The 18,302-nt window shown below is 37.1% G+C and carries 4 protein-coding genes, 1 tRNA gene and 1 pseudogene; 3 read left to right on the forward strand and 3 right to left on the reverse strand.

Annotated elements, in window-relative coordinates:
* Positions 1-4,223 precede the first annotated feature (4,223 nt).
* Entirely contained in the window at positions 4,224-5,651 is a 1,428-nt protein-coding gene (locus C3B55_RS04100; protein ID WP_129211694.1) for a di-heme oxidoreductase family protein, read from the forward strand.
* A gap of 2,987 nt (positions 5,652-8,638) precedes the next feature.
* Here C3B55_RS04100 and groL read toward each other — a convergent pair.
* From groL to C3B55_RS04115, 3 genes and pseudogenes are all read right to left on the reverse strand, one after another.
* Complete coding sequence (gene groL / locus C3B55_RS04105) at positions 8,639-10,288, reverse strand: chaperonin GroEL (protein WP_129211696.1); 1,650 nt, start codon at positions 10,286-10,288, stop codon at positions 8,639-8,641.
* Between the two features lie 48 nt (positions 10,289-10,336).
* Positions 10,337-10,633, reverse strand: a complete 297-nt coding sequence (locus C3B55_RS04110; protein WP_129211698.1) for a co-chaperone GroES — start codon at positions 10,631-10,633, stop codon at positions 10,337-10,339.
* A gap of 379 nt (positions 10,634-11,012) precedes the next feature.
* Positions 11,013-11,334: pseudogene (locus C3B55_RS04115) on the reverse strand (FxsA family protein); the annotation flags it as partial.
* A 3,207-nt stretch (positions 11,335-14,541) separates the two neighbouring features.
* Between C3B55_RS04115 and C3B55_RS04120 the strand changes: the two are divergent.
* Together C3B55_RS04120 and C3B55_RS04125 are read left to right on the forward strand one after the other, a co-directional pair.
* Positions 14,542-16,257 carry a proline--tRNA ligase gene (locus C3B55_RS04120; RefSeq protein ID WP_129211935.1) on the forward strand — a complete coding sequence of 572 codons (1,716 nt, stop codon included), beginning with the start codon at positions 14,542-14,544 and terminating at the stop codon, positions 16,255-16,257.
* A gap of 1,467 nt (positions 16,258-17,724) precedes the next feature.
* Positions 17,725-17,798: transfer RNA gene (locus tag C3B55_RS04125), tRNA-Met, on the forward strand.
* Positions 17,799-18,302: the final 504 nt, after the last annotated feature.

An 18,302-nucleotide genomic window follows, 5' to 3' on the forward strand; every position in this document is an offset into this window, starting at 1 on the left:
AGTTATGCAAGTGGCGCATTCACTAACATCTAAAGCAAAAATATCAGCAAGCCAGAATATGCCTATAATAACAATATTGCTACTGGATAATATTGACAGTATACTACTAAACTCACAAGTAAAAATTCTACTAGCGTTACCAGAAGAAAACCTAAGATACTTAAAGTATCATCAAATTATTAATGTGAATTAATGTGTTATTATCGCTACTAAGTTAAACTCACTAAAGTGGCCCATTCCAGGCGTTTCCGGGTAAATCTAGCTTATTGTCTAAGTATCGCTTGTATGCGCTAATAGCTATTGCAACAACATCACATAAAATACTTCCGCTACTATTTAACTGCATGGCTTAAAGTGCTGTAACGTACGTATAGTCAAGCGTCTAGTAGCGAAAGTAATGCGCTACATAAAGGGACTTTAATTAGCCATGAATTATCAAACAAGTAGCGTGAACTAACCAATATCGCTAAACGCTAAGCGTTGAGCCTTAGCGAACGAGAACCTATAAAATATTAAGACTAAACAATAATGAATAGCTCAATAAGGTAGGCGCTTGAAGAGCATTGTTTTAAGGTGAAACTTATCGTCACTATAAAAAAAATAGTATCAAATCGGTGTTCGTAACACTATATATTCTGCATGGGATCGTAAATGAGAAAAATACCAGCAGCATATGTTGCTGGTATTTTTTCTAGACTGATTTTTAGTATTACTTTTACTGTAACTATTACAGACTAGCAAAGATTTACATTATGTGGTTTGAGTAGCTATCAGTAGCGTTTAGTTCGGAATATTTCCGCCATCTCACATCACTCATATTTATTAACGATTAACAAGTAGTATATAAAATATAGCATGCTACTTTAATAAAAGTATGACAACAAACCAGTGCAGATCTCCACCAAAAGAATTTTTGGTCAATGCAAACGCTATACAAAACAATAACACTGACTAAATTTAAGTAAAATACTTTGAGCTATAACTATTAACGATAACTAAACTAGCCAATAAGGTATTGCTAGAAAAAAGAAGCATAGCATAGTCTAGTTGGTAAGCTATTAAGCTAAGCAATAAAAAGTATTATAAAACAAAATCACTAAAGAATAAAACTGCCATACAGGTAGAGCCTCTGTATCTTCTTTGAGATCAGTTAATGACTATGCAAACAGTACAGTTAAAAGAGAATAGTTAGAATTATCGACTCTGTAATGTAATTACAGACTGAATAGGATTTTATCTGCTAACATTGCAATAACTAGCATCTCTAGTGTATAACTAATATGATCACCAGTCACGTTAAGCACGTCAATAAAGTTATCGTTAGCCACGATCGTATCGTGTGATTTGGTGCGTAGCCGCACTGATCAATATATAACGCAACCTATCAAGGTTGATGAACGAAACGTCTAAAGTGCAAATCTATCACCATTATAAGCAACTATTTAGTATAAGCGATAAAATAAAATGTATAAGTACTAGACTATTTTAAAGTTTGATCTACGATTTTAGCGGTACTTTTCGAATATCTTTAGCTTCAACTTTTTGCTTATTAGGAATATCAAACAGTATCAATCTACAAGAAATAAAGAAAATTATCTACAGGTTACTACTAGTATAACGCGCCGAATCATCATGCTAAAGATGCTTTTAAAGTAGATGCTAAAGCTGCACTCAACATGCTATAGAACAGTGCTACCAATATAAACATCGCGATAACTTTATAGCTAAGCCCAAAATGCTCAGTGTTATGATGCACTAACCATGGGTCATTGCCATCACACATAACTAGTATACCGAGAACAATATTAACATATTTTTCGTATTACTGTATGCTTGCTACGTTAGTGGTATTTATCATGCGTAGATTTTTTTAATTACACTGCAGGTAAAAGCATACAGCAAGCATTACGGATGATATCACTGCACATGATAATTCATTCAGCAGACTTAATAATGCTGTAATGCACGTATAAAACATCCAGGCTAATGAATATAGCAACCTGAGTACTTATTATTAGGTAACAGTCAGTGACTAAGAAGCTTAGCGCAAAGCATTTACTTAACTAAGTAGACTAGTTAATGATCTGATGATGTTGCATTAAATCGACAAAAGTAGTTTTAAAATAGTTTTTTGTATTCTAATCAATAGTTTTAGTCGTATCAACCTGAATGTGTTGAGTATGTTGTATGCCTAAACTAACGCTAAAGTTTGCAGATAGTATTTTAAATAATTTACGCTACAATGCAATAAATATCTAGTTTCTTAAATATGAAACAGCACATAGTGCTTGTGCAGTCAATGTCGCCTACGATTAGGCAAAACTAATCATCAATGGTAATTTGATTGCTGTCAATACTACTCAAAAACCAGATCAACCAAAATGCTATAAGCTGCGCATAAAATTAATTCGATGTTTGTATACGTCTATATATTTATAGATAATAGTACAAACTTTTATTTACCTTATGGCTAGTATATATAAAGTAATTATTACGACCTATGTCACAAGAAGTACTTACTTATCTATAGTTGATATGGTCAATTGTAACATTTTACGTAAATCCTACCAGATTACCTATAACGTGTTTTATTGCACTACTGACTGCTTAATGCAGTGCTATGGCTTAAGGTGCGACACCTTAATAGTTAGAATTAAAAGAATTGGTAGCTACTATTTATACCTATATCAACAATCAAAGCCTAACTTGAAGTGTAGACTAAGTCTCATGTGCACTTAGCGATAGAGAATATTCTATTGAGTAAACTAGTTTTACTCAAGTTATAAGCTTTATGCTACCTTTACTAGCTAGCTGACTTATTATACTCACTATATGAGTGCGTGCAATTAAATTGTCGCAAGTAAACCTCACTATAGAGCTGACAAAAAAGTCATGGCTTGGCCAGCCATGCTATTTACTGTAAAGCTAACAGCTAGCACTCAACAACTATAATTCTAGTTTTAGTAACTGAAATAATAACTACGCTATTATTGATTATTGATTATTGATACTTGAGTACACTAAGCAAACTAAGATAAGCAGTAGGGGGTACATTATTAAATGTACTGTCTTGGCACGACTACGAGCGAGTTTTCGTAGCTACATGCTAAATGGTTACTAGATACTACTGATAGTATCTAGTAAAATACAACATATATGGCGCTTGCTTGCTTATAAAGTTAACTTAACTAAGTGCACATAAATTTATTGTGTCTAATTAATGGCTATGTATGTACATCATTGACTAAGCCTGACCTAATATATAATATTATTAATAATAATAAAATTGATCTATGCAGGTTTACAAAAATTACCACTTACTATTTAAGTAAAAAATCAACATTGTTATTAGCTACATAAATAGCTTAATATCAATTGAAGCTAATTATACTTCAATTGAAACACTCTTACTTAGCTAGTAATTCTGCTCAATACCTTACAAATAGACGCCGAATAAGCATAGCAGTACCAAGGATCTATTGTGTAAACAGCTTATCTATGTATTATAACAGCCAATCAGCAAACAACTAAATTTATTATTTTTTCAATTTTTTATTTATCAAATTGTTTATTGCACTCATACTGGATCATGATTTAGGTATTTACAGAAAATGCCCCCCATCAGACGTACTATATAAAGCATTGCTAAGTAGCAATGCTATAATCGAAACTGCGCGTACTAGGAAAAGCAGCCATAATTTTAAGATAGCAGCGCAGCTTATGAAATACACAATATGATCAAACGCACGCAAAATTTAGCAGAATAGATTTTTTTGCTGATACAGCACATTCAGAACAGCGCCAAGCCCAAAACAATACCACACTAAATCTATCATATAGTGCAAACATTAGGTAACATTATCAAGATTAGCGATGTTATAGCAATAACAAGCAAGTGTTAACCTACAAATTGTTCTCACTGTATAATACGCAAAATAATGCGTAAAACGCTATAGGATGAGGCCGAATCTAATCATTTGTTAGAACGTTATACTGCACCAACTGACTACGCGCACACCGCCAATAGAATGCAGTCTATCGACTATAAATATAACAACAGCATATATAGCATATATGCACTACTTCTAGATGTCAATGCTGACTCTAACAAACGCGGTGAAGCAATATAGTTAAGTAAAATGTTAAAAGCCTACATTAGCGACTTTGGCGCTTACATGTTAAAATTTATAGTCTAAATTCTCTCTATTGATTCAGGAAATTTGATGTACTGCTCGTTTTTTCGCCTGTCCATAACACTGGTAGTTTTGAGCCTTATAGCTTGCAATGATGTACCGCGTTTTACTAAAGCTGAACCTAGTGAATCATGGGCCGGTGGAACTACTACAGTGAATAAACGCGACCAGAACGCATTTTCTCTGCCATCTGCAAATCTAACACCAACCAGACGCCTAGATTTTAGCGTTGGTAATAGTTTTTTTCGCAGCCCATGGGTAATAGCACCCTCCACCACTACTGCCCGCGATGGCCTGGGCCCACTATTCAACACTAATGCCTGTCAAAACTGTCATATCAAAGATGGTCGTGGTCACCCACCATTACCTAATGCACTAAATGCAGTGTCGATGCTAGTACGCTTATCAATCCCTAATACACTAGCGCATACCAAGATTGTCGAACAGATTGGCGTAGTGCCCGAACCAGTATACGGCGGACAATTGCAAGACATGGCCATACCTGGCGTCATACCTGAAGGCAAAGTACGAGTTAACTACTCCCCTGTAAATGTAACCTTTAAAGATAGCTTTGTCGTCGAATTACGTAAGCCACATCTGCAAATCACCCATCTCGGCTATGGCCAGATGCATCAAGATACGCTGTTCTCAGCGCGGATTGCTCCTCCAATGATCGGCCTTGGCTTACTTGAAGCTATTAGCGATACCGACATCCTGCGCAATACTGACGCCAAAACTGCAGACAAACAAGCTACCATTGGGCGAGCTAACTGGGTCTGGGACTATGCCCAACACAAAACCGTCCTTGGGCGATTTGGTTGGAAAGCTGGACAACCTAACCTGAATCAGCAAAATGCTCACGCTTTTTCTGGTGATATGGGCCTCACTACATCTATGAGACCATTTGATGACTGCACTGAGGCCCAAGGCACTTGTAAACAAGCACCTAACGGCAATAACGCAAATGACGAGCCAGAAGTCAGCGATAATATACTGCGACTAGTCTTATTTTATACTCGCAATCTCGCGGTACCCATGCATCGTGACAGTAATACAGCACAAGTGCTCGCTGGTAAAAATTTATTTTACCAGGCCGGCTGCCAAGGCTGTCATAAGCCAAAATTTACCACTAGTGCCACTGCATCAGAACCAGAGCTAGCCAACCAATTGATATACCCATACAGCGATCTACTATTGCATGATATGGGACCAGGTTTAGCCGACTATCGCAGCGAATTTAAAGCTGGCGATCGTGATTGGCGTACACCACCATTGTGGGGTATTGGTCTGACGCAAATCGTTAACGATCAAGCTAAATTTCTTCATGATGGCCGAGCTCGTAACTTACTAGAAGCTGTACTTTGGCATGGCGGCGAAGCACAAGCTGCACAGCAACATGTGTTGTCCTTTAATATTGAGCAACGTACAGAGTTGTTAGCATTTCTAAATTCTTTATAAGCTTTGACAAAATTATCAAAATATCTTGATATATTTTATTCTAAGTAGTAGCTTAACGTCTTAAGCAACTATATCTATAAACATATGCTTTATCTCAGGACTACTGAGCTAGTAACCCACAGTTTATAGTCGCTAAACAAGTTATTCTGATAACCAATGACCTTCTTAGTCTAAACTAAACACAAGTTTGGTTGCTTGACCATGACGCTAAACTTCCTGCGTACGTATATAGTACGCTTTAGCCTATTAGTAATTGCTTTTCCTGGAATACAAATAACATAACACTTTATCTGTATGAACTATTACCTAAGTGGTACCATGTATAAACTCTGTAATGGATATAATTATCCATAATTACATTAAATTTATATGTCACCACTTCTACGATTATAATTATTAGCAACCCAGTCACTAAAGCCGGCAAAATAAGCAGCTAGGATAAGCATATGATCTGATATCTGAGCTAATAATGACTATAAAGTCAAGCATAAAGTTATGATTAACTAACTACGGCACACACACTATAAACTTATTGCGGCATATTTGTGTGGGTAGTCACTAACCAGGTTAGAATAACCTGGTGTATGAACAAATATCTCTATATATTTTAGTAGTTATGCTTTTCAGAATATTCGAACTTGATCAGGCAACTAATGAACGAATCTTTAGATGTTTATATCTAAAACTTTAAGCAAGCATACTGTGATCAACTGATCAACGAGTAGTAGAAAAATTATTCTATTTTAGAATATACATTTTATATGTTATAGGTACAAGTAATAATATAAAACGATCTTTACTACATTATAATGATCGCCAATAGCGATAAATTAGCTTGATTAAATATCAGTATATTATCTAGCTAATCTCAAAATAAACTGTTAGCCAGTAAGCTCTATATGATGCTCTAGGTAACACTAGAAACTTAACTAACATATATTAAGATAGCTGCTTGCATCAGAGAAAAACCTAAGCTACAGCATTTAGTATGCAACTTGCTGCTACGCATAAAAGCTCGAAAATTATCGCTCAGCTTTTCTTCATGAATTACCATCATAGATCTTTTTACAATCAAACTATTAAGTTATAGCGTCAAACGAATGCAGACTAACTCAATGCAAGTAAAGCGGATACTGCACAGTAAGTTACTATCACTACATAATCAGAATAAAGATTCTAACTGGTATACATGAAAAACGTAAGCTTATAGATAAAAGTGTAGCTTTTTATGTAGTAAACTAACACTACAGGTGTTAAGCACATTATCTGACACATATATCAAGTTAACTTATGTTGATATAAATACATTATTTTATTTGTTAATCGACAGTATCTAGAAGATTTACGCCAATCCATACACCTCTTTTACACGCACGTACAATTTGTAATACCTAGTTATAGGATATACTTATTAATGATTATAGTTTCTCTAGTAGTAATTTGCAAGAGTCTAGCTCGCAACTAATCAAAAGCTTACATAATAAGTTTCTGACATTATTAATCAACTGCTAATCATGGGCATTTGACTTAGATTGTCAAGGTTATCAATAAAACAATATTATGTTTTAGACCTAGTTACTATAATTACAGTAATATATCTAACTTGAAAACGTTACTCATTTTGGTTATCCACTGTATGCGTTAGCATCCAATCTTAGAATACTGCAGCACTAAAGTTAAGCAAAACCTAAGAGTAAACCTATAAATAGTAAACACCTGCTTTTTTAAAGAGCAATATATTCTTCCAGCAAAACCATATGCTGTTCGTTCACGCTATTCATTAGCAATTAGTCTCTGAAAATCATTGCTAATAAATACAGATTTTACGCAAATATCCTTCACGTAGGCGTTTATATAAAGTGTAACCATCAATACTAAGTGACAACCTGATATCAGGTATAATCTTGGTCAGATTACTTAAATAGCTGTTTAGATGTAAAGCGGACAAATATTCAAAAGCACAAATTATATGATATAACCTTGCAGCTCAAACAATCGGTCTTGTCAGCTTACATAGCTTAAAGTTGTGCACGACTTCAAGATAGACCTTGCGATTAAGTTAATAATAATGATTATTATTAACTTCACAGGTTAACTGTAGTAGTAAGTTAAAAACTATGCTTTCATTATATCAGTAAAGTAAAGTGCAGGTTTTCTAAAAATAGAACCTATATACTATTTAATAGTAGTCAATTTAGTACACTAGCAGGTTACTTACTCACCTGCATGCAGTATACTTCTATTTTATCTAGATCAGTCATCAGTAATCTACTGCTAGTATACTTCCGTAGACATGCTATTGTTGTTTATTAATAAAATATTTGTAAGCAAGCTTATTACTAGACTATGTACTTTAGCCAACAACTGTCTATTTATTGATAAAGTAAGCGTGTATTTAAACCTCATCATCGTCGATTACCTATAGCACTTCAACGAAGTAATAAGTGATTTACTGTTATTATGATTACTTGGTTGGCTACTAAACCTATTGGTGATACTCATAATTTTAGTGAGCATAGCTTTACATAAATACTTTAACATCGCGATAACAAGCTTGACTTATTGATGCATTACTAATTATTGAATAACCCTCTAGCTTTCTAGTAATTATATCTATTATGTATATAGATCAACCTAGCAATGGTGTCCCAAGAGCAGTAATACCAATTATAGCCAATTTTAGAATAATGATTTTATTAGTTTTATACCGCCTGGCGCGAATACCAATACTGCACATACTCAGTTATATAAAAGTTCACTAACCAAGATTCTTGTCAGGCGAGTATGTAATAAGCTCAGCTAGCTAGTGATAGGCTTCTTCAACGCCAACTAACTAGTTCATAATTAACTATTTGACTGCCACAAAGGCACCTTTGATAGCTTAATATCGCTAAAAGACTATTTAATATCACTAAGCAAATTACCAATAAAAAGCCTCGCCTGCAGCAATGCAGGTGAGGCTTTTTATTTGCTTGGTAAGGCTAGCTTTACATCATACCATTCATACCACCCATACCACCCATATCTGGCATGCTGCTACCGCCAGCTGGGCCTTCTTTCTTCGGTGCATCAGCAATCGCTGCTTCAGTAGTCAAGATTAGACCGCCAATCGAGGATGCTGCTTGCAGTGCGGAACGCGTTACTTTAGTAGGATCTAGAATGCCCATTGCAATCATGTCACCGTATTCGCCATTGGCGGCATTATAACCAAAGTTACCCTTGCCGTTCTTGACTTCGTTAACTACAACGCTTGGCTCATCTCCAGAGTTAGCGGTAATCTGACGCAATGGTGCTTCGACAGCGCGCCGCAAAACGGCGATACCTACGTCTTGATCGGCGTTATCGCCCTTAAGGCAAGTAATAGCTTCTAAGGCACGGATCAACGCAACACCGCCACCTGGCACTACTCCCTCTTCAACAGCTGCACGAGTTGCGTGCAAGGCATCTTCGACACGTGCTTTTTTCTCTTTCATTTCTACTTCAGAGCCAGCACCAACCTTAATAACTGCAACTCCGCCGGACAACTTAGCTAAACGCTCTTGTAGTTTTTCGCGGTCGTAGTCCGAGGAAGTTTCAGCAACTTGGGCGCGTATCTGAGTAATGCGACTACGGATATCCTGTTCTACGCCAGCACCATCAACAATAATGGTGTTTTCTTTGGATATGGTCACGCGCTTAGCGCTTCCTAAGTTATCCTGAGTAGCACTTTCTAGACTCAAGCCAACTTCTTCTGAAATAACAGTACCGCCAGTTAGAACAGCAATATCCTGCAGCATAGCCTTACGTCGATCGCCAAAGCCTGGAGCCTTAACGGCTGCAACTTTAACGATACCACGCATATTGTTAACCACTAGCGTTGCTAGGGCTTCACCTTCAATGTCCTCAGAAATAATCAGCAATGGACGACCAGCTTTGGCAACGGACTCCAGTATCGGTAGTATTTCACGTATGTTTGAAATCTTTTTATCAACTAACAGAATTAACGGGCTGTCTAGCTCGGCAACCATTGTATCTGGCTTATTCATGAAGTATGGAGAAAGGTAGCCACGGTCAAACTGCATACCCTCTACAACCGACAGCTCATTTTCTAGACCGGTGCCTTCTTCGACCGTAATTACGCCTTCTTTGCCAACTTTTTCCATAGCTTCAGCAATGATATCACCAATAGCGTTATCAGAGTTAGCAGAGATGGTACCTACTTGAGCAATAGCTTTGGCGTCAGCACATGGCTTGGACAAATTTTTTAGCTCTTTGACAACAGCAATTGTCGCCTTGTCTATACCACGCTTTAGATCCATCGGATTCATACCAGCAGCAACGGCTTTTGAGCCTTCACTAACAATCGACTGAGCTAAAACTGTAGCTGTAGTAGTACCGTCGCCTGCATCATCGTTGGCACGGGAGGCAACGTCCTTAACCAGCTGGGCACCAATATTTTCGAAATGATCTTCTAGTTCAATTTCTTTGGCAACAGAAACGCCATCTTTAGTAATGGTTGGCGCACCAAAGCTTTTTTCTATAATCACATTGCGACCTTTTGGACCTAAAGTCGCTTTTACTGCATCAGCTAAGACGTTAACACCAGTCAGCATTTTTTTGCGGGCAGAATCGCCAAATCTAACTTCTTTAGCAGCCATGATGGATATTCCTTAAATTTTTTAAAGTCACGAAAATATGCGAGAAAATTATCCCTCTAGTACAGCAAGGATCTCGTTCTCAACCATTATTAATAAGTCTTCGCCGTCAACTTTGACAGTATTACTACCGGAGTAAGGGCCGAAAACAACCTTATCACCAACTTTAACGGCTAGTGCGCGCACTTCACCATTTTCTAAAGTCTTGCCTGGGCCTGCTGCGACGATCACACCGTGATTAGCTTTTTCAGCAGCCGAACCTGGCAAAACTATACCGCCAGAGGTTTTCTTTTCTTCTTCGCTGCGACGGATGACGACGCGGTCGTGCAAAGGACGAAGCTTGCTCATTGTCGATTTCTCCTAACTTATGTTTTCATCGGCCGGAATCAGTACCGGCTGGTTATAGTCCGGCTATGCCGGTCGCGCCTTGCTAAGCAAGGAACGGAAGTTTTTTTAAGTGACACCACCAAAAACCTTGCGGTAATAGTTATATAGGGGCGCATAAGTTTATTGCAAGAAGACGAGATAGATTTTTTTGTTTTTTTTACCTTTAACAGAAACAGCACGAAAATCGTTGAATGCTGTAAAGGGCATTACAGTTATTTACTGTAGCGATGTTCAAACTCACCTTCGATTACATCACCTTTGCAATCAAACGTATCGTGTATATACGGGCTGCTACGGTATGATGTATCATTGCCGAATGCATGATGGCACGTCTTGCTAACCAATAGCTTACAGGTAAATAGCAACAATATACTCAGACCAACTGCGTCACTAATAAAGCCAGGCAGGATCAATAGGCAGCCGGCTAAGGCTGCCATCAAGCCTGTCAGCATAGGCTGTGCAGGCAGCTTTCCACGACTTAAGCTTTTACTGACTCGCAGAACTGTAGTCAGGCCGGCAATACGCAGTACTAAAAAACCTAGCATAGAGCCGAGTATTATTAATAATACTGCAGGAAAAAAACCAATCGTACTGCTGACTTGAATGAATACAAATAGCTCTAACAATTGGGATAATAGAAACAGCAATAAAAAATTACGCATTAAATTACTCCTTAACGCAAGATACCTTACATGATCACCTTGAATAACATCGTCATTTCATGCATGCAAGTTTTAGAAACCTTTTTTGACTATACTTTAGCATAAACTAAGAAAACTAGGGTTTAGCAAAATTTATTTTCAGTTGTTTTAAAACGCTACAAGGCAAAACCCAGGCCGAAACCAGCTAGTTGCACTGATGAATATTTCACTGTTAATCTAGTCAATTGTATCAACTCAGTAAATCACACCAAATATCTTTATCCCAAAAAGTAAAAAATTGTGAGTCTTTGCAGCTAGCTAACTGATTCGTGCAAAATAACAATTTAACCTTTAGCGGCCACTTCGGCAGATATTTGATCTACAAGTTTTTTATCTTTAGTAAAATAGAGTGGTCACTCTACCGCTGACACTTCATTAGTCTTTCGCTGATCTACTAGAATAGTATAGCACTCAAAATCTTTTTTGCAGGTTATGGTGTGATTCAAGATATAACTCACCTGGATAATCGAACGAGCATTGCTCATTAAGCATATACAACACCATTGAGTTTAAATGAAACCTTTGCATACATTCAGTTAATACTGAAATCGCTCCACGATATTCCTTAAACCAACGCACTTGTGCGCTCCTAACAACTTACAAATTCACTATATACACTACCTGTGGTGTTAAATTTTGACAGGATGTCGCGTTTATGTGAGTATATCTCAAAACAAGATCATCAGAAAATTATATAGGCTGCATTAAGTAGCTGCAGAAAGTCTGACATAAACATACTAAGCTATACGCTATACAGTTTAGTATATCGTATTTAGGTTAATTTGCAATTATCTTAAAGGCAAGTTTCGACTACCTAGTTACCTTGTAACGTCAACTTATTTAAATATCATCAGGAGTAATATAACTACTAGGCGAGCTGAATAGTGACAAGCGGCTCACTCATTGTCTTGACACTAATAGACTAAGACCTACACAGACTGAACTGCTGGTGAAATAATTGTTTCACTGCATTAAATATGCCAGCAGATATGCTGGCAAGAATATAGAAACACTGCTGATACTGAAGCAGTGTGGAGTTTTGTACAATATCAGTGAGTTCGAAAAAATTAGCTCAAAAGACGTTATCGTTTTCATGATAACCGATGCTAGTTATAAAATTTGTATTTTATTTAATTATTAACATGGTTACAAACTGGTGTTTTACAAACAAAAATATAACGATACTCATAGTAAATCATTAGTGCTTCTTTGAAAGCCAGGTAAAATTAGCTATATTTTCTTTTTGTCTAAAATTAAAATTTGTGCTAGACAGCCACATATTGAAATGGCTTCTTAAAAAAACACTAAGTTATCTGTACCTTAAGTGTTTGGTGTGCCGGTAGATAATATGCTTTAAGCCTTGAACTAAAGTACGTATTTGCGTAACCAATACATTAAGTATTTTGAATAATAGTATTTGATACTTGATGTGGTGTTAGCGCCTCTAGTAAGACATAACAGTTATAGCGTACACCTTGTTTCCGTAAATCTGAGGCATACTTCTATAACCTATACACAATAAAATCTCATTTATTACGCTTATCGCCTATATAAAATTTTTGACGTTAACCACATTTATTTTATTGTTCGGATTCTCTGTAGGTTTTTACCTTAGATATTAGTGTTTTGACGCCTTGTTGTGATTGCCAGAAACTGACGTAACCAGTGAAGGTACCTACTAGGTTTGCCTACGTCTTGAGGTAAGTCTAGTCGCTACTATTTGGATTGGAACGACGGTCAAATCTTGGTTAATACTTGATCAAACACTAGTCACTTTATATGGCAGTCAGCATATAATTCTATAGTCTGCAAAACACTTGCTTTAACTTGCTTTAATTAATTTGCCATTCCCTGTCATTGTCCACCTTATGCTTAAGACACCCAAACATTGCAGTAGACACTTATCTGCCTGGAAATAAGCCAACAACAATAGTTGGCTGGCCAAAGGCCACTAACCATATACCAAGTTATCGCATTATTATCCTATTAGCTAAGGACGACGCAGTTTTATTTGCTAAAGGTTTCAAATTGATTATTTTGAACTATAAACGCTCAACCTGAAGCAGCACTTACGTACTATTCTAAGTATTCATGATATCAGCTCTACCGAGAGTAGAGCATGCTACATATGTGAACTAGACGTATCACTACGCACCTAGCTACAGATTAACCACTATAGCTTCGCGCATCAAATTAACTCGTATTTATACTAACAATGTTAGTAGTATCAAATACAGCAATATTCATCCAGCCACACAACACTAATTTTAATAGCGTGTTTTACACAGAACAAGCTAATTAGAATTACTGCTAGAGCGTTACACAAGCCTGCATATCTTCTCCCCGTTACCGCTAAGTACAGACTATTTTGGCTGTACTTAGTGGTAACGGGGTCAAATGATGTTATCATGCGTTACTGATAGTAATGCATGCTATTGCTCAGATTGATGACGACCTATAACGTGTCTGACACATATAGGTAAGCATAATAACTAGCGTATGCTACATCAATTAAAGTTTTACCAAAAAAAACTAGATCACAGGGTCTAGCAAAATCTTCAGCATGACTATCGATCCTCCTCATGGTTGACATAAGGAGCGGTGAATCATGCGTTTCAACATCGTGCTAATTTTGTTTATTGACAACGCCGCATTAGTCACCACCAAACTATTTATTATATGATGCTTTTCAACTTGTCGCATCAAACTAACCTCTAACCTTTAGCTATCTAATACGCATTATTAAACTCCATCTTGCTATTACAGCTGTACTTGATTAATAGCTATTCGCTAGTAATAAAACAGATTCTTCTCAAAACTTTTCATCATCACCTGCCTCTTCAGTGAAATTACACTATTCCTGATTGTCCTTGTTGCCATATATTGATTTTAGGAAAGTATATGAACTAGACTAATTCATTCCACTAAGCAGTGAATGCGCTTTGCCTAACATAATAGTTAGCTTATTAACAATAGCATTGTTGTATTATTTAACATAGTTACATTATTATTGACATATATGCTATATTTTAAAATAAGCAGAATCACATATCTAGCTCACTATAGAAAGAAATATAACACCATCCTCATGCCTATACTAAAGCTCGCAACTACTAGTATGAATCAAAGCTCTTTAACAAGTTCAAGCAGTTAATAATGGCCTCTCTAATGCGCACCAGCCAATACTTACTCGCTACACAGAAAGAAACACCTTCCGATGCAGTTGTAATTAGTCATCAGCTGATGCTACGTGCCGGCATGATACGTAAATTAGCCTACGGCCTTTACACTTGGCTACCAATGGGCTTAAAGGTGATACGTAAAGTTGAAGCTATCATTCGCGAAGAAATGAACGCCGCAGGCTCTCTAGAAGTGTTGATGCCAAACATGCAACCGGCTGAACTGTGGCAAGAATCAGGACGCTGGACAGCTTATGGCTATGAGTTGTTATGCTTCAAAGACCGTCATGACCGTGATTTCTGCATAGGCCCGACCCACGAAGAAGTTATAACTGACCTAATACGTAACGAACTAAGCAGCTATAAGCAACTACCACTGAATCTGTATCAGATCCAAACCAAGTTTCGTGACGAAATTCGCCCACGCTTTGGCTTAATGCGTAGTCGCGAGTTTCTTATGAAGGATGCCTATTCGTTCCATGCTGACCAAGCTTCACTACAAGTCACCTACGACCGTATGCAAACAGCCTACCGTAATGTGTTTACGCGCCTTGGCCTAAAGTTCCGCCAGGTTGAGGCTAGCAACGGCTCTATAGGTGGTGCTAGCTCCCACGAATTTCACGTACTAGCCGAGTCCGGTGAAGACTGTATTGTTTTTAGCAACGGCTCTGACTACGGAGCGAGTATAGAGAAAGCCGAAGCCGTGCCACGCAAAACCGTACGCCAGACACCAACTGAAAGACTGCGTTTGGTAGACACGCCTGAGATTAAGACTCTCTCAGCCCTCGTAGAGAAATTCAATCTACCAATTGAAAAAACCATAAAAACCCTAATCGTGCATGCCGAAGAAAAAGGTAAATTAATTGCCCTAGTTATTCGTGGCGACCATGAACTCAACAAAATCAAAGCCGCCCAGCAACCTAGCGTAGCCGACCCACTAGTCATGGCTACTAATGCTGAACTATGTAATATTATTAATGCTAGTGCATGTTTACTCGGCCCGCTAAACATGCCGATACCAATCATAATTGATCGCTCAGTTGAGCTAATGAGCGACTTTAGTGTCGGTGCCAATATCGATGACAAATACTATTTCGGCGTAAACTGGGAACGTGATCTACCAATTCCACACGTGGCTGACCTGCGTAATGTTGTCGCTGGTGACCCAAGCCCAGACGGCAAAGGTACCTTAGAAATTAAGCGCGGCATCGAGGTTGGACATACCTTCCAGCTAGGTAACAAGTACAGCAAGGCTATGAAGTGTGAAGTGCTAAGCAAAAACGGCACACCGATCATTCTTGAAATGGGCTGCTACGGTATTGGTGTATCACGTGTAATTGCGGCTGCTATTGAGCAAAACAACGATAAAAAAGGCATTATCTGGAACGACGCTATGGCACCATTTCAAATAGCTCTGGTACCGCTAAACTACGAAACTAAGCAAATACGTGAAGTTACCGATAAGCTTTATGCTGAACTAACAGCTGCTTGTTTTGAAGTTTTGCTCGATGATCGAGATAAACGCACTAGCCTTGGTATCAAGTTTACTGATATGGAACTAATTGGCATTCCACACCGTATCGTGGTAAGTAGCCGCAGCTTAGCTAACGGCAATCTAGAATACAAAAGCCGGATTAAAGCCAAAGCTCAATTATTGCCGATAGCTGATGTGCTGTCTTTTCTTCAAGCACGCATTCATCGCTGAAACCTATATTTTAAAAAAATCATTTTAAGTGAAATGCTATGGCTGCAGCAGTTACTATACATGGCAAAAAGTTGTACTACTACAGAATTACAACACTGTAAGTATAAAATTTAGTGTAGCGAATATCATTCTGCTCACAAGCCTTATAAATTAATGCAAGCAAACGAAAAATGCTAAAATTATTATAACTGTAAGTTTTTTATAAGAAGAACACCTGTAAGGTTATTTACTATTAAGATTACTGCACATTCTAATAAACATGGCGCAGGTTTTTATTGTGAGATACTTCCTAGCGTGTAGCCTCTGCGGTAAATGCTGATAATAATCAAATACATAATTTCGTTCTTAACAATTTACCTACTAGCAAATAAGTGGCTTGCTAGCTTATGGCATCGACAGTATTAACTAGCTAGCAAATACATACCTCTAAGGCTATATGCAAGAGTGAAACCTATTGTGACAAGCGCAGTTAGTATTCAATGTCACTCTAGGGCGAGTGCCAGGTATAGATCACTGGCAACAAACAAGCTAATGAGTTAACCACTGACTGCAACATCATACTGCGTTTGAACTGTCCGATCAGACTAGGTAACTACCCATTTTTTTACTAAAAAGAATTTACACTGCTTTCACGCCTATAAAATTAGTGTAGAAAAATAACCATAACGATATGCGTCATAACTCAACCATGATGTTTACCGACCCCTCACGCAAAGTATTACTGGAAGTCATAACTGGATTGATGATGATTAAAAGAAAATAAAACCAGCTAGTCAGTGGAAAACATAGTGTCAAAATACCTGGCTAGATTAGCCTCATATCTTGGCCTTATATATAGCAACCAACACAACGCCTGCGTACACAAAACTTTGATGCAGTTTTACTGAGGTAAATCAACTGTTTATTTTTTGATCTAAAGATCAAGCGATCTCACCCATTAATTTCTAATCCCAATCACTATACTAGCTTGCGCTTAAGATTAATCGCCTAATTAATAATTACTGATAACTATTTAAATTTTTACTATCTTGGCTTACTCTAAGGCGGTCTAAAGAATTTTATCAAACATTGTGCGTACAAACAGCTTATCCACGCGATCATTGCTGTTAATGTATACTGAATGGTTATCAATTTTACGTATGTATCCTTTAAATACTCTCTGCTAAAACTGTCAATTGTTAGTGAGCTTTAAGTTATGCCATATAAATATAAGTGTAACTCAACGAAAAATTTATAGTACAATATACTGCTTATATTGAAGCAGTAGTGATTTGAGTCTGCCTTTTACATATCAACATGTATTCTATTCTTAATCAACATTAATTCATCAATAGAACAAAACCCTTAACTATACTAACTCTAAAGCCTGTAAAGGCTATTTGATCAAGCTACTAAATTAATCGTAAAACACTTTTTAATCACATGTTGACATATATATATTTCTCTGTGAAAATGTCAATATTCAGACGCGGGATGGAGCAGCTTGGTAGCTCGTCGGGCTCATAACCCGAAGGTCGCCGGTTCAAATCCGGCTCCCGCAACTAAATGCTAGATATCAAAAAAGATATTCGCAAGAGTAGCCTTTTGATATCTAGCATTTAGTTCATTCTGACAGAATAGTATATTCTTAACATCTTTCATAAAACTTTAAAGATTCTATAACCAATAGCTATTAACAGTTAAATCTAGCAGTAAACATTAATCTTTATAAGTATTTTATTCATATGAATGGATATATTGAAGACGGACCATTAGTCTATCGTGCACAATAAATAAAATGATCGTACGCTCCATCTCGTTTTATTGTCTGAACCACAAGGCACTATTAATGGATACACACAACTAATTACCATTAATAGTGTGTATTGACTGGATCTATTAAGCAAATCTCAGCAACCAGTGTGGCAAATTACAAATCTGCTGTTGTTCACAATAGTTTTGATCGCCTAACGGCATCAACTAAAGAAGTTGGTGTCTTAATGTCTTCTATGATCAGATCCTAAAAACGCTAAAACTTAGCCTCACTAAATAACTTGTTAATTGCA

Source organism: Candidatus Pseudomonas adelgestsugas, assembly GCF_004124255.1.
GTDB lineage: Bacteria > Pseudomonadota > Gammaproteobacteria > Pseudomonadales > Pseudomonadaceae > Aquipseudomonas > Aquipseudomonas adelgestsugas.

Coding starts and splice junctions, on each gene's coding strand:
- C3B55_RS04100 (WP_129211694.1), top strand. CDS start 4,224: ATGTACTGCTCGTTTTTTCGCCTGTCCATAACACTGGTAGTTTTGAGC.
- groL (WP_129211696.1), bottom strand. CDS start 10,288: ATGGCTGCTAAAGAAGTTAGATTTGGCGATTCTGCCCGCAAAAAAATG.
- C3B55_RS04110 (WP_129211698.1), bottom strand. CDS start 10,633: ATGAGCAAGCTTCGTCCTTTGCACGACCGCGTCGTCATCCGTCGCAGC.
- C3B55_RS04120 (WP_129211935.1), top strand. CDS start 14,542: ATGCGCACCAGCCAATACTTACTCGCTACACAGAAAGAAACACCTTCC.